This is a genomic window from Caldanaerobacter subterraneus subsp. tengcongensis MB4, from assembly GCF_000007085.1.
Lineage (GTDB): Bacteria > Bacillota > Thermoanaerobacteria > Thermoanaerobacterales > Thermoanaerobacteraceae > Thermoanaerobacter > Thermoanaerobacter subterraneus.
The window spans coordinates 2197703-2218663 of record NC_003869.1 but is presented as its reverse complement, the minus strand read 5'-3'; the positions used below and the strand labels follow the sequence as shown (position 1 = coordinate 2218663).

The window sequence follows — 20961 nt, the reverse complement described above, 5'->3', positions numbered from 1 at the left end:
GGAGGTTTTTTCAAATGTTAAAAGGAGTTGCGGCATCGCCTGGAATAGCTATAGGCAAAGCTTTTTTGTATACCAAAGAAAAAGTGACAATAAATGTAGAAAAAATTGAAGAATCGAAAGTGGAAGAGGAAATTGCGAAATTTAGAAAGGCTTTGGAAGTTACACAGGAGGAGATAGAGAAAATCAAGGAAAAAGCTTTGAAAGAATTTGGAAAAGAAAAAGCAGAAATTTTTGAAGCACATTTGATGCTGGCAAGTGACCCCGAACTTATTGAAGGGGTAGAAAACATGATTAAAACAGAACTTGTAACAGCTGATAACGCAGTTAATAAGGTTATAGAGCAAAATGCTTCTGTGATGGAAAGTTTGAATGACGAATATTTGAAAGAGAGAGCTGTTGATTTAAGGGATGTGGGCAATCGCATAATAGAAAATTTATTGGGGGTAAAAAGTGTCAATCTTTCTGACCTTGAAGAAGAGGTTGTGGTCATTGCGAGAGACCTTACTCCTTCAGATACAGCTACTATGAAGAAAGAAATGGTTTTAGGGTTTGCTACAGACGTGGGAGGAAGGACTTCACATACAGCTATAATGGCTCGCTCTTTGGAAATCCCTGCAGTTGTGGGCTTAGGCAATGTGACTTCTCAGGTCAAAGCCGGGGACCTCGTTATAGTAGACGGATTAGAAGGGATTGTAATTGTAAATCCTGATGAAAAGACTGTAGAGGACTACAAAAGCAAAAAAGAGAGCTATGAGAAAAAGGTGGAAGGATTAAAGCAGTTAAAAGATTTGCCTGCAGAAACACCCGATGGAAAGAAAGTCATGTTGGCAGCAAATATAGGGACTCCCAAAGATGTAGCCTCAGCGTTAGCTAATGGAGCAGAGGGAGTAGGGCTTTTTAGGACAGAATTTTTGTACATGGACAGAAATAGCCTCCCTAGTGAAGAAGAGCAATTTGAAGCTTATAAGGAAGTTGTAGAAAAAATGGGAGGGAGGCCTGTCACTATAAGGACACTGGACATAGGAGGAGACAAAGAGCTTCCTTACCTTGATATGCCAAAAGAGATGAATCCTTTTTTGGGATACAGGGCTATAAGGCTTTGTTTGGATAGACCGGATATTTTCAAGACTCAATTAAGGGCTATTTTAAGAGCAAGCGCTTACGGAAATGTACAGATAATGTATCCCATGATTTCGTCTGTAGAGGAAGTGAGAAAAGCGAACTCTATTTTAGAAGAGGTAAAAGCTGAGCTTGATAGAGAAGGAGTAAAATACGATAAGGAGATAAAAGTGGGCATAATGGTAGAAATTCCTTCTGCGGCTGTGACGGCAGATATTCTTGCTAAGGAGGTAGATTTCTTTAGCATAGGGACTAATGACCTGACGCAGTATACGCTTGCGGTAGACAGGATGAACGAACATGTAAAAGAATACTATCAGCCCTTCCATCCGGCTATTTTGCGACTTGTAAAAATGGTGATTGACGCTGCCCATAAAGAAGGGAAGTTTGCCGCTATGTGCGGGGAAATGGCAGGAGACCCTCTTGCGGCTGTCATTCTTTTGGGATTAGGCCTTGATGAATTTTCCATGAGCGCAACTTCCATACCGGAGATTAAGAACATAATAAGAAATGTGGAGTATGAAAAAGCGAAAGAAATTGCAGAAAAAGCCTTAAACATGTCGGAAGCGAGAGAGATAGAAAAAATGATGAAGGACGTGATAAAAGATATTGGCTAAGTCTCTGGCTCTGCCAGAGATTTTTTATTAAAAAATTATCAAAAAAATAAAGGAAAATCTCAAAATGTATAGAATAATAAATATTAAAGACTATTTGCTAAAGAACAGGGGGATAATTATGAAGGATTACAAAACTAGCCAAATAAGGAATGTAGGATTAGTTTCCCATGGGGGAGCTGGAAAAACTACACTGGCAGAAGCACTTCTTTTTACCACAAAGGCCATCGATAGAATGGGAAGAGTAGAGAATGGCACAACGGTTTCCGATTACGACCCGGAGGAGATTGCAAGGCAAATTTCTATTTCTACTTCTGTAATTCCCATTGAGTGGAAAGACTGTAAAATTAATATATTAGACATGCCGGGATATTTTGACTTCTACGGGGAAGTGATGAGCGGTTTGAGGGTTTCAGACAGCGTAGTGATACCTGTGTGCGCTGCATCAGGAGTAGAAGTTGGAACAGAAAAAGTTTTTGACCTGGCCAAAAAGAGCAAATTGCCTATCATGTTTTTTGTAAACAAGATGGATAGAGAAAATGCGGATTTTTTCAAGACTCTAGACCAGTTGAGAGAGAAATTTGGGAACAAAGTAATTCCTCTGGCGTTTCCTATAGGGAAAGAGCAAAGCTTTACAGGATATGTTGACGTTATTACTCAGAAGGCATACGTTTACGACGAGAAAGGGGTAAAAGAGGCGGAAATACCTGCTGACTTAATGGATAAAGTGCTGTCTGCCAGAGAAGAATTAATTGAAAGCGTTGCTGAAAACGATGAAACTTTGATGGAAAAGTATTTTAACGGCGAAGAATTCACTTTGGAAGAAATAAAAGAAGGGATTAAAGCTGGTATTAAAATGGGAGATTTGATGCCTGTACTCTGCGGTTCTAGCCTTAAGAACATAGGTGTAGATAATTTGCTCAATGCAATAGTGGAGTTTCTGCCATCGCCTTTGGAGATAGAAAGAGAAGGGGAGAAAGTTAAAGAGGATGGCCCTCTCTCTTTAGTAGTTTTCAAAACAATAGCAGACCCTTATGTGGGCAGGCTTTCAATATTTAAAGTGATTTCTGGGGTTTTGAAGCCAGATACAGTCCTTTTTAATTCTAATAAAAAAGCTCAAGAAAAAATTTCACAGATATTCTTTTTAAGAGGTAAAAAGCAAATACCTGCTTCTCAAATAGTTGCTGGAGATATAGGAGCAGTCTCAAAGCTACAGGTCACTCTCACAGGAGATACTTTGTGCGACCCATCTAATCCTATGGTTCTCCCTTCCATCGAATTTCCCGTCCCTAATCTGGCTTTAGCAATTGAACCAAAGTCCAAGGGAGATGAAGAGAAAATAAGCAATGGGCTTCAGAGATTACAGGAGGAGGACCCCACTTTTAAAGTAGAGAAAAATCTGGAGACAGGGCAAGTGATAGTTTATGGCATGGGTGAACAGCACATTGAAGTGATTTCCAAAAAGCTCATGAGCAAGTTCGGTGTAGAATGCACTCTTTCTGACCCCATTGTTCCATATAGGGAGACTATTAAAGGGAAAGTCAAAGTTGAAGGAAAGCACAAGAAACAGACAGGTGGACACGGTCAGTACGGCCATGTGTGGATAGAGTTTGAGCCTAATCCCAACAGCGAATTTGAATTTGAGGACAAGATTTTTGGCGGAGCGGTTCCCAAGCAGTACATCCCAGCGGTAGAAAAGGGTTTGAGGGAGAGCATGAGAGAAGGAGTGCTGGCTAGATACCCTGTTGTGAATATTAAAGCTACACTGGTGGATGGGTCTTATCATCCAGTAGACTCTTCAGAGTTGGCTTTTAAGATTGCAGCCTCCATTGCGTTTAAAAAAGGTATGGAACAAGCAAATCCAGTGCTTTTAGAGCCCATCATGAGAGTCGAGGTGATAGTGCCTGAAGAATATATGGGAGACATCATAGGGGACCTGAACAAGAGAAGGGGAAGAATACTTGGAATGGAAGCCCATGGAGGAATGGAGATAATTACAGCAGAAGTGCCTTTGGCAGAAATGAATAGGTATGCGACGGATTTACGGTCTTTGACACAAGCAAGAGGAGATTTTAGAATGAGTTTTGCGCGCTATGAAGAGGCTCCGCCTAACGTTGCTCAGAAAATAATAGAGGAAAGGAAAAAATTAAAAGAAAAAGAAGAAGGCTAAGCCTGCTTAAGCAGGCTTCTTTTTTCTTGAGGGGAAATAAGGTATAATATAAGAAAACCCTTTTTATTAAGGAGGATTTTATGGATCTTAAAAAAGAAGCATTAAAACTTCATAGAGAAAATAAAGGGAAAATAGAAGTTGTAAGTAAAGTACCTGTAAAAAATGAGGAAGACCTTTCTTTAGCTTATACTCCTTATGTAGCAGAGCCGTGTAAAGAAATTGAAAAGGATAAAGACCTGGTCTATGAATATACTGTGAAAGGACACATGGTAGCAGTAGTTACAGATGGTTCTGCGGTGCTAGGGCTTGGCAATATTGGACCTTACGCGGCGCTCCCTGTCATGGAAGGGAAAGCAGTTTTGTTTAAGGAATTTGGCGGTATTGATGCTATTCCAATATGCCTTGCGACGCAAGATGTAGATGAAATCATAAGAACAGTGCTAAATATCGCTCCTACTTTTGGAGGAATTAACCTTGAGGATATTTCTGCTCCTCGTTGTTTTGAAATAGAGAAAAGACTCGATGAAATGCTGGATATACCTGTATTTCACGACGATCAACATGGGACAGCTATAGTGACTTTCGCAGCTTTAGTAAATGCCTTAAAAATTGTAAAAAAGTCTCTTTATGAAATTGTTGCGGTAGTGAATGGAGCTGGAGCGGCAGGTGTTGCTATTTCTAAATTTTTAGTTAATGCTGGGGTAAAAGATGTAATAGTTTGCGACAGAAGTGGCATCATATATGAAGGAAGAAAAGACCTGGATTCTTCAAAACAAAAGATTGCTAAAATTACCAATAAAAAGAAAATTAAAGGGACATTGAAGGAGGCTTTAGAAGGTGCTGATGTTTTCATAGGAGTATCAGGACCTAATCTCTTGACAAAGGAAATGGTAAAAAAGATGGCTAAAAAACCTATTGTCTTTGCACTGGCTAATCCAGTTCCCGAAATACACCCTGAAGAGGCAAAAGAAGCGGGAGCTTATGTGGTGGGGACGGGCAGGTCTGACTTTCCTAACCAGGTCAATAATGTGCTGGCTTTTCCAGGAGTTTTTAAAGGTGCTTTGAGGGTAAGGGCGACTACTATAAACGAAAGGATGAAACTTGCAGCAGCGTATGCTATAGCTAATACTATCTCAGAAGAGGAACTTTCGAGTGAATACATACTACCGAAGCCTTTTGATAAAAGGGTAGCTGAGAATGTGGCTTATGCTGTTGCAAAAGAAGCAATTAATACAGGTGTTTCTAGAATTACTAAATTTGATTAGAGGTGTTGTGGTATGAAGAAAGGTCAAAAATTTTTTAAAGGCAAACTTTACAAATCCCTTCGCTCAGGTTTTTTTGAAGAAGAAGTATATGAAGTTTCGAATAAAAAGGCATTTAAGAATAAAAGCAATTTTTCTAACCTCCTAAACCAGGAAGAGGTGCAGGAAACCTTGGATGAAAGGGAAGAAAACTATGAAAATGAATGAAAATTGAAGAAAATTTTAGAATGAAAGAGATATTTTTATTATTCGATGAAAATACTAGCAAAAATGGCTTGTTTTAAGCCAAAAAAGAAATTGACGGGGGAGAGGAAAAGTGAAAAAATATAAGTGAAAGTCAAAGAAAGTCAAAGTAAAATACGCAGGAAATGTGGTGATGGGGATGGCGAGGCTTAGTGACTTGATTGAAAATTTCATTAAAGAGTTGATGGAGGAAGCAGGGAAGCATTATGTGGAAATTCAGAGGAATGAATTGGCAAATGTGTTCAATTGTGCGCCATCTCAAATAAATTATGTACTGGAAACGCGCTTTACTATAGACAAAGGCTACATCATAGAGAGCAAAAGAGGTGGCGGCGGATACATCAAAATCTACAAAGCTTCTGTTTCAAATAACTGGATAAATCAGGTTATAGAAAATGTAGGAGATAGCATTTCTGAGAGCAAAGCCAAGTATTATATTGATGCACTGCTGGACCACAATTTCATAACGGCCAGAGAGGCTAGTTTAATGAAAGCTGTAATGAATGATAAAATTCTTCCTTTTTCGCAGGAAGAGAAGAACGCCTTAAGGGCAATACTTTTAAAGGCCTTTTTAATGGAAGTTGCCCGCCACAAGTAGAGGAGGGATTCTTATGATGTGCGATAAATGCAAGATAAGGCCTGCTACTGTTCACTATACTAAGATAGTAAATGGCGTAAAGACAGAAATGCATCTTTGTGACCAATGTGCTGCTGAAGAGGGAATTTTGAATACAGAAGTCTTCTCCAGCTTTACTCCGTTTTCAGTGCAAAACCTCCTCTCCGGGTTGATGGATTTTCTGCCCGGAATAGAGGATTTTACGAAAAAGCCCTTGAAGTGTAACTACTGCGGAATGACTTACGAGGATTTTAAAAGGATTGGGAGACTTGGATGCAGCCATTGTTACACAGCTTTTGCAGAAGAATTAAATCCTCTTATACGCAGAATACACGGTAGCACTGAACACAGAGGGAAAATTCCTAAAAAAGCCGGCGGTAAGATGAGAGTAAAGAGGCAGATTGAGGAATTAAGGCAGCAGCTTGAAAAAGCCATAAAAGAAGAAGCTTATGAAAAAGCGGCAGAGCTCAGAGATAAAATAAGAGAACTGGAAAAAGAACTAGGAAAGTAGGTGAGAACATGCTACAATATGATAAAGACGTAGTGTTATCCAGTCGAATTAGGTTGGCTCGCAATGTAAAAGACATTCCTTTTCCAACTGTCATGACTGAAGAACAAGGCAAAAAAGTCATTGAGCTCGCCAGGAAGGCAATTCTAGGCAGCAATACTATCCTATCCACCCAATTTACGGAGTATGAGATGAAAAAGTTGACCCCTTTAGACAGGCAGGCATTGGTTGAAAAACACCTTATAAGCCCTGACCTTTCTCAAAATATAAAAACCGGATATGCTCTTATAAAAGACGATAATACTGTGAGCATCATGGTAAATGAAGAAGACCATTTGAGGATACAATGCATTCTGCCGGGTTTGAAGCTTGATGAGAGCTGGGATATGGCTGACAAAATTGATGATTTAATTGAAGAGACGATTGACTATGCTTACGACGAAAAGATAGGATACTTAACTTCATGCCCTACAAATGTCGGCACAGGGATAAGAGCTTCAGTTATGGTACATCTTCCAGCTTTAACAATAACCGGGCAGATAAGCAATATTCTAAATTCTGTTTCTAAAATAGGGATGGCAGTAAGGGGTATATACGGAGAAGGCACTCAAGCTTTAGGAGATATATACCAGATTTCCAATCAGGTAACTTTGGGGCAGAGTGAAAAAGAGATAATAGAAAATATCGAAGGAGTTGCTAAACAGATAATTTCAAGCGAAAGAAGAGCAAGGGAGGAACTTTACAAAAAACAAAGAGTTCAGATAGAGGACAGAGTAGGAAGAGCATTTGGTATCTTGTCTCATGCCAAAGTGATGTCCACCAAAGAGTACATGACTTTGATGTCTGACGTAAGGCTTGGGATTGTTTTGGGAATATTAAGTGTGGACCTTGATAAACTCGACAGACTCACCACTCAAATACAGCCTGCTAATCTCCAGAAGATTTACGGCATGCAACTTAACCCTTATGAGAGGGATGTGAAAAGAGCTGAATATGTGTCCACTCAGTTAAATAAAAAAGAATAATTTCGGGAGGTGTTAATATGGCCATGTTTGGCAGGTTTACAGAAAGGGCTCAAAAGGCTCTTTATCTAGCTCAAGAGGAAGCAAGGTCTTTTTACCATAACTATGTTGGAACAGAGCACATCCTATTAGGTTTACTTAAAGAGGACGAAGGGATTGCAGCAAGAGTTTTAAAAAAATTGGGAGTGACTTATGAGGCTACAAGAGAAAAAGTCCTTTCTTTAATTGGAATGGGGAACATTCCTGGAGATGTAGTAGGCTATACGCCGAGAGCTAAAAGGGTTCTGGAACTTAGCTTGAGTGAAGCCAGGAGATTTAACACAAGCTATGTGGGCACAGAGCACATTTTGCTTGGGCTTTTAAGAGAAGGAGAAGGAGTTGCCGTAAGGATTTTAATGGAGCAGGGAATAGATTTTAACAGAGTGAGAGAAGAGATTGTAAAAATGCTAAGCGAGGAACCAGCAGCTGGGCCTTCTAAAGTTTCAAAAGCTAAAAACACCAATACTCCTACTCTCAATCAGTTTGGAAGAGACTTGACTGACCTTGCAAGAGACGGAAAACTTGACCCTGTGATAGGAAGAGAGAAGGAAATTGAAAGGGTAATACAGATTTTGAGCAGGAGGACAAAAAACAATCCTGTGCTCATAGGAGAGCCGGGAGTTGGTAAAACTGCCATCGTAGAAGGACTGGCTCAAAAAATTGTCGAGGGTGAAGTTCCTGAGATATTAAAGGATAAAAGAGTGGTTACCCTAGATTTAGCTTCACTGGTTGCTGGAACTAAATACAGAGGAGAATTTGAAGATAGATTAAAAACTGTAATAAATGAGGTAATAAAGGCAGGAAATGTTATACTTTTTGTAGATGAGATGCACACATTAATAGGTGCTGGAGCTGCTGAAGGTGCAATAGATGCTTCCAACATCTTAAAGCCTGCTCTGGCAAGAGGAGAAATTCAGGTAATTGGTGCTACCACATTGGATGAATACAGAAAATATGTGGAAAGAGACCCGGCTTTAGAAAGAAGATTCCAACCCATAATGGTAGAAGAGCCTACTGTAGAAGAGACGATTGAAATACTAAAAGGGCTAAGAGACAAATATGAAGCTCACCACAGAGTTAAAATTACTGATGAGGCATTGGAAGCAGCAGCAAAGCTTTCTCACAGGTACATCACAGACAGGTTCCTTCCAGATAAGGCGATTGATTTGATAGATGAAGCTGCCTCTCGAGTGAGATTAAAAACCGTCACTGCTCCTCCTGAGATAAAAGAATTGGAGGACAAGATTAACGACCTCATAAAGGAAAAAGAAGAAGCTATAAGGACTCAGGAATATGAAAAAGCTGCTAAAATAAGGGACGAAGAACAGAAATTGAGAGAACAGCTGGAGGAATTAAAAGCTAAATGGCAGCAGAATTCTCTCTCTGAAGAAAAGAGCGTTGGTCCAGAAGAAATAGCCCAAGTCGTATCCATGTGGACTGGAATACCTGTGAAGAAGCTAGCAGAAGAAGAGTCAGAGAGACTCTTACACTTGGAAGAAATACTGCATGAAAGAGTAATCGGACAGGACGAAGCAGTAGAGGCAGTGGCAAAGGCTATAAGAAGGGCAAGAGTAGGGTTAAAAGATCCAAAAAGGCCGATAGGGTCCTTCATATTCTTAGGACCTACAGGTGTTGGTAAGACGGAGCTCAGTAAGGCTTTAGCAGAAGCTCTGTTTGGCGATGAAAATGCCATGATAAGATTAGATATGTCAGAATACATGGAAAGGCATACAGTTTCAAAACTCATAGGCTCTCCTCCAGGTTATGTGGGCTTTGAAGAAGGAGGACAGCTTACAGAAAAAGTAAGAAGGAGACCTTATTCAGTGATACTCTTGGACGAGATTGAAAAAGCGCATCCAGATGTTTTCAACATTCTCCTCCAGATACTTGAAGACGGAAGGTTGACTGACTCTAAGGGAAGGACTGTAGATTTCAAAAACACAGTTATAATCATGACATCAAATGTCGGTGCAGAACTATTGAAGAAGCAGACTACACTTGGATTTATGCCACAGGAAAAAGAGGACAAGGCTTCTTTTGAGAAGATCAAAGAGACATTGATGGCAGAGCTTAGAAAAACCTTCAGACCAGAGTTTTTAAACAGGGTAGACGAAATAATTGTCTTCCATCCGCTTTCTAAAGAGCACATTGAGAAGATTGCCGACATAATGATAAAGGAATTGAATAAGAGGTTAGAGGAAAACAACATTAAGCTAGAGTTTACTCCGGAAGCTAAAGAAGAAATCATCAAACAAGGTTACGACCCCAACTACGGCGCAAGACCTTTGAGACGGGTTATACAGAGGATTGTAGAAAATCAGCTGTCTGAATTGATGCTTCAGGGAGAAGTCAAACCAGGTGATGAGCTCATCGTCACAGCTGAAGATGGAAAGATAAAGTTTGTCAAAAAGGATGTGGTTCAAAAGGCTTAGCCGACTGGCTAGGCCTTTTTTATTTTTTTGCACAAGGACAAATAAAAGCACATATTGTTAGTAAAGTGAGCTGGTGTGTTTTTTAAGATGAGGGGGGATTTTGTTGGAGACGAGGGAAATTGCGTCTCAAAGAAGAAAAAATTTGTATTTGGGAATAGAGTTAAAAAAATTTCTAAAATATTTAGGACCCGCTTTTATTGTGAGCGTTGCCTATGTTGACCCGGGGAATTTTGCGACAAACATAAGCGGAGGTTCTCTTTTTGATTATCACTTGATATGGGTCATACTCTGGAGCAATGTCATAGCCATATTTCTGCAGATACAGTCGGCAAAGCTCGGTATTGCCACAGGATACAATTTGCCAGAGATGTGCAGCATAATATTTCCGAGGAAGTGGAATTGGTTTTTGTGGATAACGGCAGAATTAGCTGCTATGGCTACAGACCTTGCAGAATTTTTAGGGGGGACTATGGGACTTTACTTGCTTTTTCACATTCCCATGACGTATGCTGCTTTCTTGACAGGAGTGGTGACATTTGCAATAGTGTACATGGAAAAATATGGGCAGAAAGTGGTGGAGGGTATTATTTTTGGTTTAGTGGCAGTCATAAGTCTTGCTTACGCCTTTGAGCTTTTTATTGCAAGGCCTGATTGGAGCAAAGTTTTATACCATACTTTCATTCCTTCTATTCCCAATAAAGACGCTATGCTGATTGCCGTAGGTATATTGGGTGCTACTGTAATGCCTCATGTTATATATTTGCACTCTCAATTAGTGCAGTACAGAAACAAGGATGGCAGTCTACAGGCTAAGAAAGAGCATTTAAAAATGGAGAAAATAGATATACTTGTTGCTATGAACACAGCGTTTATAATAAATGCAGCAATGCTTATAGTGTCAGCGGCAGTTTTTTACAAAAACGGTATTGTCATTGAATCCATAGAAGAAGCTCATAAAACGCTGGAACCGCTGTTAGGGGTCTTCTCAAGCTGGGCTTTTGGAATTGCTCTTTTGGCGTCAGGTTTTTCTTCCTCTGCAGTAGGGACTATGGCAGGACAGACGATAATGAAAGGATTTGTAGGTCTTAATATTCCGCTTAATGTAAGAAGGCTTGTCACAATGGTTCCAGCTATTACAATAATTGCTCTGGGAATTGATCCGTTGAAAAGTTTGATAGTGAGTCAGGTGGTATTAAGTTTTGAACTGCCTATGGCTATCATCCCTCTCCTTCTTATTACCTCTAATAAAAAATTTATGAAGGAATTTGCTGATACGCCTTTGGAGAGGATTATGGGAGTGTTAGTGGCCTCTTTTGTGATGATATTGAACGGGTTACTTCTTTATTTAACTTTAAAGGGAGAAGTTTAAGTGGTATAATTTAAACAAGCAAAGCATTTTTGAAAGATGGTGGAGAGATGAAGAAGTCGACCACAAAATTTGTATGCAGAGAATGCGGATTTGAGAGCAGTAAATGGCTGGGCAGATGCCCTAATTGCGGCAGCTGGAATTCTTTTGATGAAGAGATAGTAGGGGATTTCAAAGAAAAAAAGGTTAAAAGCAGGAATAGCAAAAACTTATACTTGTTAAGAGAGGTTGTATCTTCTGAAGAAGAGAGGATAAAGACAGGTATTGAAGAATTTGACAGAGTACTAGGGGGCGGCATTGTAAGAGGTTCCTTGGTGCTCATAGGAGGAGACCCAGGGATAGGGAAGTCAACGCTTTTGCTTCAGGTAGCTGGAAATGTTTCAGAAAAGTTTACGGTGTTATATGTATCTGGTGAGGAATCCCCCCAGCAAATCAAGCTGAGGGCTGATAGAATTTTAAAAGAGAGGCAGGATTTATACCTTTTGTGTGAGACGAATATAGATGTGATAGAGGAAAAAATTGAAGAGATACGTCCGGATTTTGTGATAGTAGATTCTATTCAGACCATGTACACAGAGGAAAGTGAGACAATACCTGGCAGCATTTCTCAGGTGAGATACGCTTCTCAAAAGCTTATGGCTATTGCGAAAGAAAAAAATATAAGCGTTTTTTTGATAGGGCATGTCACAAAGGAAGGAGCTATAGCAGGGCCCAAGGTTCTTGAACACATGGTGGACACGGTTCTCTATTTGGAGGGCGATGCCAGCCATTCTTTTAGAGTGTTAAGGGCTGTTAAAAATAGGTTTGGAGCAACTCACGAAATAGGAGTTTTTGAGATGCAAGATAAAGGGCTTGAGGAAATCCGCAATCCCTCTGAATTTATACTGATGAGCAGGCCTAAAGGGGTTGCCGGTACAGCGATTGTGTCTTCTCTCCAGGGGACGCGCCCTATTTTGATGGAAGTTCAGGCGCTTTTGAGCTACACATCTTTTGGTATGCCGAGGAGAATGGCGACAGGTTTTGATTACAACAGGTTTATTCTGCTTCTTGCGGTAATGGAAAAAAGATTGGGGCTTAATTTTTCAAATTTTGATGCGTATGTAAATGTGACAGGGGGGATAAAAATTCAGGAGCCGGCAGCCGATTTGGGCGTAATAGCTGCTTCTTTGTCAGGATATTATAACATCCCTTTGCCAGAGGATGTTTGTTTCGTCGGAGAAGTAGGTTTAGCTGGAGAAGTAAGGGGTGTTGGCAATATTGACAAGAGAATCAACGAAGCTAAAAAGATGGGGTTTTCTAAGGTTTTTATACCTCATATGAAAGCCAAAGAAGAAGGGATTGAGGTAATAAAGGTCAAAGATATAAAAGAGGTAATGGAATTTGTAAGAGGGTTGTAAAAAAAGCGCCTTAAAAGGCGCTTCTTATAACATGTTAAAAATTCCTAGAGTATTTAGCTCTTTGTGCTTTTTAAGGAGTATGTCGTAAAAATTAAGGCCTAATACATTGCATAAAGCGATTATGTAGAAGATGTTATTGCCTATTTCAGCTTCCAGCACTTCTTTGCAATTTTCACAGAGCTGACCTTCTACATGGGTTTTAAAATATTTGCGGGCATCCTCTAAAGTGGCATCAGGAGGAGTTTCCTGCTTGCTGGCATTTATTCTTATGCAACCGCATTCGGTCACCGACTTCGCTACTGCTCTGTTTATACGGGCACTGCTTTCTTGAATTTTAGTGAGAATGTCTATTATGCTTCTGTGGCGCAAAAGATATTCATCTACTGTGTTTTGGAGGTCGTCTACAATAATGTCTTTCATTTTGGTCCACTCCCGTTCTTTTTAGGTTTTCTTGATTTTATTATAGACTCAAAGATGATGCATGTCAATATTTAGAATGGCATTTCATAGTATTAATTGCAATTTTAATCATTTGTATCTTAACACATAAATTGACAATTGCTCCACATAAGTAGTATACTGAAGGTAAGCCCTTCATTATTCATGTAAAAATTTTGGCAAATTTTCTTCCAATTTGCTTATAATATTTAAAAAAATAGCCAATAATATAGGATAGGAGGTGAGATGGTGTTTTATAAAATTGCAAGAGGAGTTATAGGTATATTAGGATTAGCGTTGGGCTTTGAATTGGTAAAATTTCTATTGAGTTTAAGCGTATTTCAAAGTTTTGTACCAAGTAAATTGCCTTACCTGACTACCACGATAATTTATGGGGCAGGAACTCTTATAGTCGGAATTATATTTTATATAGTGTCACCTGTTTTCATAAAGTGGGCAAGAGACTTTGAGCAGTGGCTGGAAGCGAAATTGCAGAATATGCCGATTGACGAGATTTTGATAGGGGCTTTTGGCTTGATAATAGGCCTTATCGTGGCGAATTTGCTGAGTGCTCCCTTGTATCCGATTTTCATAGTTGGGAAAATAGTTCCTATACTGCTGAATTTATTTCTTGGTTACCTGGGGATAAGGATTTCTCTCAAGAAAAAAGAAGAGCTTTTGAATATTTTTTCTTTCATGAAAAAATTGGGGTCTCAGAAGGGCAATAAAAATGAATACGGTGGAATACCCAAAATTTTGGATACTAGCGTCATTATTGATGGGAGGATATTTGATATATGCAAGACTGGGTTCATTGAAGGGCCGCTCATCATACCGTCTTTTGTACTAGAAGAGTTGAGGCACATCGCTGACTCTTCTGATACTTTAAAAAGAAACAGAGGAAGAAGGGGATTGGATGTACTAAATAGGATACAGAATGAGCTTAACATAAAAGTGGAGATAGTGGATAAGCATATAGATGCTACAGAAGTGGATACAAAGCTTTTGAAACTAGCTCAGATGCTGAAGGGCAAGATAATCACAAATGACTATAATTTAAACAAAGTGGCAGAATTTCACAGAGTACCTGTCCTCAACATAAATGAGCTTTCCAATGCAGTAAAACCCATTGTGCTGCCGGGAGAAGAAATGGTGGTGCAGATAATAAAAGATGGCAAAGAAGCAGGGCAGGGAGTGGGTTATCTAGATGACGGAACCATGATTGTGGTGGACGGAGGGAAAAAATTTATTGGAAGCACTATTGAGGTGCTTGTGACAAGCGTTTTGCAGACTGCTGCAGGAAGAATGATATTTGCAAAGCCAAAGCAGGCAGAACAGGAAAAAGCGATTTGACACAGGGTTTCCTGTGTTTTTTTGTTTAGAAAATGGTATAATTGGTTTGTAGAATATTTTATAAGAGGGATAGTAAATGAATGTGAGCGCTGTAATAGTAGCCGCTGGAAGAAGCACTAGAATGAATAAAAGTTTGAATAAAGTTTATCTTTCAATTGCAGGTAAACCAGTGCTTTATTACTCTATTAAGGCATTTGATGAAATTGAATGGATTAAAGAAATAATTGTGGTCACTTCTCCAGAAGAGACGGAGTATTGTCAGGAGAACGTCTTGGAGAAATTTTATTGGAATAAGCCTTTTAAAATTGTAAAGGGGGGTGAAGAAAGGCAGTATTCTGTTTACAACGGAATTTCTGTGGTAGATAAAGATTGTGAAATTGTCGCTATACACGACGGAGCAAGGCCTTTGGTGACTAAAGAGATTATAATGGAAGCTATAAAAGCAGCTTATCTTTACAAGGCTGCAGCTGTTGGAGTTCCTGTGAAAGACACCATAAAAGTGGCAGATGAAGATAATTTCATTTTAGATACTCCTGACAGGAGATACCTGTGGGCTATTCAAACTCCCCAGGTATTTGAAAAAGAATTGATAGTGAAAGCTCACAGGAAAGCTCTTGAAGAGGGCTTTTTGGGTACAGATGACAGCGTTTTGGTGGAAAGGATGGGATTTAAAGTTAAACTAGTGGAAGGGGATTATAAAAATATCAAAATAACTACTCCAGAAGATTTGGTCGTGGCAGAACTTTTTTTGAGAAAATAACCTTTTTTGAGTTTCCTCATATAATTTAGTAGGACTGTTACCTACTAAATTGTATGAGGGTGATATCTATGAATAATCCTGTGGTTTTTTTACACGGAATATTTGGATCTATTTTTACTCCAACGCCTTTAGGCAAGATATGGAGCTTTGGGCCAGCGGCTAACATATATGCACCTTTTATAGAAGATTTGCAAAAGATAGGCTTAGTAGAAAATAAGAACTTATTTGTATGCTACTATGAATGGTGGAGAAAAATACCTGATGCTGTTGATAAGCTTATACTGGCGATTGAAGAGGCAAAGGCAAAGACAGGAAGCAGCAAAGTAGACCTCGTCTGTCACAGCATGGGTGGGCTTTTAGCAAGAAGTTACCTTCAAAGCGATAAGTACCAGTTTGACGTGGATAAGCTGATACTTTTGGGTACGCCTAATCTCGGCGCTGCCAATGCATATTATGGTTGGGAAGGCGGAACAGTACCTCCAGATGATGAGGATTTTGTAAATATGCTCTTTAGAGGATTTTTGTGGATTTTTTCTAAGATTAAAGGAGAAAAAGATGCGGTAACTGTGATAAGAAAATACATCCCGTCAATAAAGGATTTGATGCCCTCTAAAGAGTACGGCAGTTATCTTTTCATGTATCCTGTAAGGTATGAGAAGATATTGTTTAAAAATATCGAATACATGAAGGTGATTAACGATTTTTTAAATGACCTCAATGAGAAGGCGGACATATTGTATGAAAGGGTGAGAAGTGTTTATCTTTTTGCTGGAGAAGGCGTTTATACTAATAAATTCATTCAGGTGGAAAAGTCTGAGAGCGAAGTGGTGTGGCCAGATGGAAAGCCTGTCGGGGTTATAAGGGATGACAAAGGGGATGGGACAGTTTTGACAAAAAGCGCCTTGGGGATAAACGGCGAGGAAATTGTGCTGAAATCAAGTCACATAGGAATCTTGAAAGATTCTGTCTCTTATTTGGGGGAGATTTTGGGTATTAGAGAAAAACCTTCCATATCTCTTTTGGAGAAGGCTATTTCATACTTGAGCATTATAACGGATAAGAAGATTGTTGTGCTTGATAGAAGCAAAAAAATAAAAACTTACGATGTGTTTGGAAAGTACAATTGGCATGTGTGCTTTGAGCCGGAAGGAGTTTATAAAATTTCAATAAAGGAGCCTGGGATGTCTGAATTTTATATTGAGACTAATAAAAAAACCGTAGAGAAAAAATTTAAGTCCTCTCGCCTGTCAAGAGGGGCAGAATTTACTTTAGAAGTGGATGAGGAAGGAAACTTTAAAATGAGGGATGGGTAAAATGAGAGTAGGGATAGGATATGATGTCCACAGGTTTGAAGAAGGAAAAAAATTGATGCTCGGAGGGATAGAAATCCCCTTTGAAAAAGGGTTAAAGGGGCATTCTGATGGAGATGTTCTTATTCACGCTTTAATTGATGGGATTTTGGGAGCTGCGGGTTTGGGAGATATTGGAGAACATTTTCCTGATACAGATGTGGCCTATAAGGAAGTAGACAGTAAAATACTTTTAAAAAGGGTGTTGGAATTAGTGAGTGAGCACTATGTTGTGAACAACGTGGATTGCATAGTTGTAACCGAAAGGCCCAAGCTTTCTCCTTATAAAGACAGAATAAGGACAAGCCTTGCAGAATTGCTTGGTGTTAGCAAAGAAAGAGTGAATGTCAAAGCAAAGACGGAGGAAGGATTGGGATTTACAGGAAGAGAGGAAGGCATAAAGGCTTATGCTGTAGTATTACTGGAGGAAAGGTATTGACATATAACCTGCCGTAAAATACAATCTACTTAAAAAATCTCGTACATAGGAGGGTAAAGAGAGTGAGACTGTCACAGTTACTAATGCCAACTTTAAGAGAAGTTCCTGCTGATGCTGAAATTCCAAGCCATGTCCTTATGTTAAAAGCAGGATTGATGAGGAAATTAGCAGCTGGAATATATGTGTATCTGCCTTTAGGAAAAAGAGTACTAAAAAAAGTGGAAGAGATAGTTAGAGAAGAAATGGACAGAGAAGGAAGTCAGGAAGTCTTGATGTCTGCTTTGATTCCTGCAGAGCTTTTTAAGGAAACGGGAAGATGGGATGTGTTTGGACCCGAAATGTTTAAGCTTAAAGACAGAAATGAGAGAGATTTTTGTTTGGGACCAACTCACGAAGAAGTCTTTACAGACCTTGTAAGAAATGAAGTGAAATCATATAGACAGCTTCCCCTCATACTTTACCAGATTCAAACTAAATTTAGAGACGAGAGGCGTCCGCGCTTTGGTGTGATGAGGAGCAGAGAGTTTATAATGAAGGACGCTTACAGCTTTGATGCTGATTGGGAAGGACTAGACGAATCTTTTAATAAAATGTACAGGGCGTACTGCAGAATATTTGACAGGTGTGGTCTTAAATATCTGGTGGTGGAAGCCGACCCTGGAGCCATGGGAGGAAGAGATTCAAAAGAATTCATGGTGATATCCAGTGTTGGAGAAGCGGTGATAGCTTACTGCGACAGCTGTGGATACGCTGCCAATGAGGAGAAGGCCGAGTGTTTAATAGAAAGTCGGGATGAGGAGATGCTTGAGATTGAAAAAGTTTATACTCCCAATGTCAAGACTATAGAAGAACTGGTAGACTTCTTAAAAATTTCTCCTAGCAAATTTGTAAAAACTCTCATATACAAAGCAAAAGGCAAAGTTGTAGCAGCTTTGGTTAGAGGCGATAGAGATATAAACGAGACAAAGCTTTTGAATGTTTTGAGCATAAGGGAAGAGGAACTGGAATTGGCTGATGGAGCTTTAGTGGAAGAAGTCACAGGGGCGAAGGTGGGCTTTGCTGGTCCCTTGGGATTGAAAGGAGAAGTGACTTTAGTTGTAGACAGCGAAATACCACAGTTGAGGAACTTTATCGTGGGAGCCAACGAGACAGATTACCACATAAAAAATGTAAATTATGGCAGAGATTTTAAAGGCGATATCGTAGCAGATATTAAAAGCGTCGTAGAAGGAGATAGGTGCCCAAGGTGTGGTGCTCCTCTTAAAATTGCTAGAGGAATTGAGGTTGGTCATATTTTTAAGCTAGGCACAAAGTACAGCGAGGCGCTAGGAGCTACTTACACAGATGAGGAAGGGAATGAAAAGCCAATTGTAATGGGATGCTACGGCATTGGAATTAACAGAACTGTAGCTGCAATTATAGAACAGCACCACGATGAAAAAGGCATAATATGGCCTATGAGTGTAGCGCCTTATCATGTCATTGTAGTACCTGTGAATGTATCAGATGAAGAGCAAAAACAGATTGCAGAAAAGATATACAATAAGTTGCTTGAAGAGAAATTAGAGGTTTTGATTGATGACAGGGATGTAAGAGCTGGCGTTAAATTTAATGACGCAGATTTGATAGGAATACCTGTAAGAGTAACTATAGGCAAAAAGGTAAAAGAAGGAATTGTTGAAATAAAATTAAGAGAAAGAGAAGAAGTGGAAGAAGTAAAGGTGGAAGAGGTGGTAAAAAGAGTAAAACAAATTGTAGAGGAGAAGTTGAGAGAGCTCTCATGAGCTCTTTTTTGCATAAAATTCTTTTACAGTGAAAAAATATTTGTTAAAAGATTGATAAAAATGGGGTGAAGGTTGTGTCATTGTACATCGTAGGGATAAGCGTGGACAACAGGAGCGAATTTGGAGTGAAGGTTCAAGAGGTGCTTACAAAACATGGAGAAAATATAATTGCGAGATTTGGAATACATGATTCTCAAAACGGCAGTGGGATTATAACTTTAAATGTAAGAGGGGATAAAAAATTCATGGAGGAGCTAGCAGAGGAATTAACGGCGATTCCAACTGTGACTGTAAAATATGTGGATTTAAAATAGGATTGTCACTTCATCTATTAAATGAGCATAAAATCTGTTATAATTAAATCAAACAACAAACGAGGATGGAGTGACAAAAATGAAAGAATTTAGGGTGAGATTCGCACCAAGCCCTACAGGACCGATACACATAGGTAACATGAGAACAGCTCTTTTTAATTATCTTTTTTCGAGGAGCGAAGGAGCTACTTTTGTATTAAGAATTGAAGATACTGATTTAGAGAGGTCTTCAAAGGGGTTTGAAGAATTAATATTCAAAGAGTTAAAGTGGCTGGGCATAGAGTGGGATGAGGGGCCAGATAAACCAGGTCCATATGGCCCTTACAGGCAGAGTGAAAGGCTTGAGATCTACCACAGATTTGCTCAAAAGCTTATTGAAGAGAAAAAAGCTTACAGGTGCTACTGCACGCCAGAAGAGCTGGAAGAAGACAGGAAGAAAGCGATAGAGAGGGGAGAAATCCCCCGTTATTCTGGCAGATGTAGGTACCTCACAAAAGAGCAGGAAGAAACTTTTATAAGGGAAGGAAGAAAGCCTGTCATAAGGTTTATGGTGCCAGACGATGAAGTCATAGAATTTGAAGACATGATAAAGGGAAAGATTACAATAAAAAGTGACACATTAGGCGGAGACATGGTGATTATAAAGTCTGACGGCATGCCAACTTATAATTTTGCTGTGGTGATTGACGATGCTTTAATGAAAATCACCCATGTGATAAGAGGGGAAGACCACATATACAATACTCCAAAGCAGATTTTGATATATAAAGCTTTAGGATTTGAGATTCCTAAGTTTGCTCATGTTCCTTTGATATTGGGGCCTGATAGGACAAAGCTTTCCAAAAGGCACGGCCATACCTACATAGGTCAGTACAGGGAATTAGGGTATTTGCCAGAAGCCATGTTTAATTTCTTATCACTTTTGAGCTGGTATCCTGAGGATAATGTGGAATTGATGTCAAAAGAAGAGATAATAAGAAAGTTCAATTTTAAGAGGATTCACAAATCAAATCCAGTATTTGACATTGAAAAGTTAAACTGGATGAACCAGCAGTACATACAAAAAAGCCCTGTAGAAAGGATTGTGGATTTGGCAATTCCTCATCTTAAGAAAGCAGGCTACATTGACGAAATAGACGAGTTGAGGTATAATTGGCTAAAGGATGTGATAAGCCTCTATAAAGATGGACTATCTTATGTAGCTCAAATTGTAGACATGGCAAAGACTTTCTTTGTTGAAGAAGTAGATTACACTGGAGAAATGATAGAGTTTTTAAAAAGTCCCAATTCTATAAAAGTATTGGAGGCTTTTAAAGGTTATTTGAAGGATAAGAGCGAAATTACTGAGGATGATGTTAGGGAGTGGATGAAGAAAGCTCAGAAAGAGCTTGGGGTAAAAGGAAAAGAGTTTTTCATGCCTATAAGGATAGCAGTAACGGGAGAAGAGCACGGCCCTGAGCTTGTAAAAGTCCTCGCACTTTTGGGGAAGAATAGGGTAGTAAAAAGGCTTGACAGAGTTTTAAACTTAATAGAGTAAAAGGCGATGACAAGAAGAGTATTATGGCACAAGCCTTCCAGAGAGGAGCCATCGTGGGCTGGAAGTGGCTCTAAGGATGTGCCATAAGAAGTGCGTCTTCGAGCTTGTATCCCTGAAGTTTTAGTAGGGGGTTACCGGTTTATGCCGTTATCTTAAATGAGTGGAGCGTTATGCTCAAGCAGAGTGGAACCGCGGGAGG

At 39.4% G+C, this 20961-nt stretch carries 18 protein-coding genes and 1 other annotated feature (1 of these 19 running past the window's edge); of the genes, 17 read left to right on the top strand and 1 reads right to left on the bottom strand.

Going from position 1 to position 20961, the window contains the following annotated elements:
- Positions 1-14: 14 nt before the first annotated feature.
- The 10 genes from ptsP to radA all read left to right on the top strand — a co-directional run bounded on the left by ptsP (position 15) and on the right by radA (position 12788).
- Positions 15-1736, top strand: coding sequence for a phosphoenolpyruvate--protein phosphotransferase (gene ptsP, locus TTE_RS11150; protein ID WP_011026377.1), 1722 nt, complete (start codon positions 15-17; stop codon positions 1734-1736).
- Between the two features lie 118 nt (positions 1737-1854).
- Positions 1855-3903, top strand: coding sequence for an elongation factor G (gene fusA, locus TTE_RS11145; protein ID WP_041587213.1), 2049 nt, complete (start codon positions 1855-1857; stop codon positions 3901-3903).
- An 80-nt stretch (positions 3904-3983) separates the two neighbouring features.
- Positions 3984-5168: an NAD(P)-dependent malic enzyme gene (locus TTE_RS11140; RefSeq protein ID WP_011026375.1), complete on the top strand. Its 1185-nt coding sequence runs from the start codon at positions 3984-3986 to the stop codon at positions 5166-5168.
- Positions 5169-5180: 12 nt separating this feature from the next.
- Positions 5181-5372 carry a hypothetical protein gene (locus TTE_RS11135; RefSeq protein ID WP_011026374.1) on the top strand — a complete coding sequence of 64 codons (192 nt, stop codon included), beginning with the start codon at positions 5181-5183 and terminating at the stop codon, positions 5370-5372.
- A gap of 169 nt (positions 5373-5541) precedes the next feature.
- Positions 5542-6006 (top strand): CtsR family transcriptional regulator, encoded by a 465-nt coding sequence (locus TTE_RS11130; protein WP_011026373.1) that lies wholly within the window; start codon positions 5542-5544, stop codon positions 6004-6006.
- Between the two features lie 13 nt (positions 6007-6019).
- Positions 6020-6535 (top strand): UvrB/UvrC motif-containing protein, encoded by a 516-nt coding sequence (locus TTE_RS11125; protein ID WP_011026372.1) that lies wholly within the window; start codon positions 6020-6022, stop codon positions 6533-6535.
- An 8-nt stretch (positions 6536-6543) separates the two neighbouring features.
- A complete protein-coding gene (locus tag TTE_RS11120) occupies positions 6544-7557 on the top strand; it encodes a protein arginine kinase (protein ID WP_011026371.1) in 1014 nt (337 codons plus the stop codon).
- 17 nt (positions 7558-7574) lie between these two features.
- Positions 7575-10025, top strand: coding sequence for an ATP-dependent Clp protease ATP-binding subunit (locus TTE_RS11115; RefSeq protein WP_009610307.1), 2451 nt, complete (start codon positions 7575-7577; stop codon positions 10023-10025).
- Positions 10026-10128: 103 nt separating this feature from the next.
- Positions 10129-11394 (top strand): Nramp family divalent metal transporter, encoded by a 1266-nt coding sequence (locus TTE_RS11110; protein WP_011026370.1) that lies wholly within the window; start codon positions 10129-10131, stop codon positions 11392-11394.
- 47 nt (positions 11395-11441) lie between these two features.
- Entirely contained in the window at positions 11442-12788 is a 1347-nt protein-coding gene (gene radA, locus TTE_RS11105) for a DNA repair protein RadA (RefSeq protein WP_009610309.1), read from the top strand.
- 24 nt (positions 12789-12812) lie between these two features.
- Here radA and TTE_RS11100 read toward each other — a convergent pair whose 3' ends face one another.
- Positions 12813-13208 (bottom strand): hypothetical protein, encoded by a 396-nt coding sequence (locus TTE_RS11100; protein ID WP_011026368.1) that lies wholly within the window; start codon positions 13206-13208, stop codon positions 12813-12815.
- A gap of 267 nt (positions 13209-13475) precedes the next feature.
- Here TTE_RS11100 and TTE_RS11095 point away from each other — a divergent pair, with 267 nt between their 5' ends.
- The 7 genes from TTE_RS11095 (at position 13476) to gltX (ending at position 20762) form a co-directional block, all read left to right on the top strand.
- Complete coding sequence (locus TTE_RS11095; RefSeq protein WP_041587212.1) at positions 13476-14579, top strand: PIN/TRAM domain-containing protein; 1104 nt, start codon at positions 13476-13478, stop codon at positions 14577-14579.
- Between the two features lie 76 nt (positions 14580-14655).
- Complete coding sequence (gene ispD, locus TTE_RS11090; protein ID WP_011026366.1) at positions 14656-15339, top strand: 2-C-methyl-D-erythritol 4-phosphate cytidylyltransferase; 684 nt, start codon at positions 14656-14658, stop codon at positions 15337-15339.
- Between the two features lie 68 nt (positions 15340-15407).
- Complete coding sequence (locus tag TTE_RS11085; protein WP_011026365.1) at positions 15408-16652, top strand: esterase/lipase family protein; 1245 nt, start codon at positions 15408-15410, stop codon at positions 16650-16652.
- Positions 16645-17127, top strand: coding sequence for a 2-C-methyl-D-erythritol 2,4-cyclodiphosphate synthase (gene ispF / locus TTE_RS11080; RefSeq protein ID WP_011026364.1), 483 nt, complete (start codon positions 16645-16647; stop codon positions 17125-17127). The genes TTE_RS11085 and ispF overlap by 8 nt, the downstream gene beginning before the upstream one ends.
- 62 nt (positions 17128-17189) lie before the next feature.
- Entirely contained in the window at positions 17190-18911 is a 1722-nt protein-coding gene (locus tag TTE_RS11075; protein WP_011026363.1) for a proline--tRNA ligase, read from the top strand.
- Positions 18912-18985: 74 nt separating this feature from the next.
- Positions 18986-19225 carry a hypothetical protein gene (locus TTE_RS11070; protein ID WP_011026362.1) on the top strand — a complete coding sequence of 80 codons (240 nt, stop codon included), beginning with the start codon at positions 18986-18988 and terminating at the stop codon, positions 19223-19225.
- 79 nt (positions 19226-19304) lie between these two features.
- A complete protein-coding gene (gene gltX / locus TTE_RS11065; RefSeq protein ID WP_011026361.1) occupies positions 19305-20762 on the top strand; it encodes a glutamate--tRNA ligase in 1458 nt (485 codons plus the stop codon).
- Positions 20760-20961 (top strand) — a binding site (T-box leader); it runs 17 nt beyond the window's last position. (Overlaps the previous gene by 3 nt.)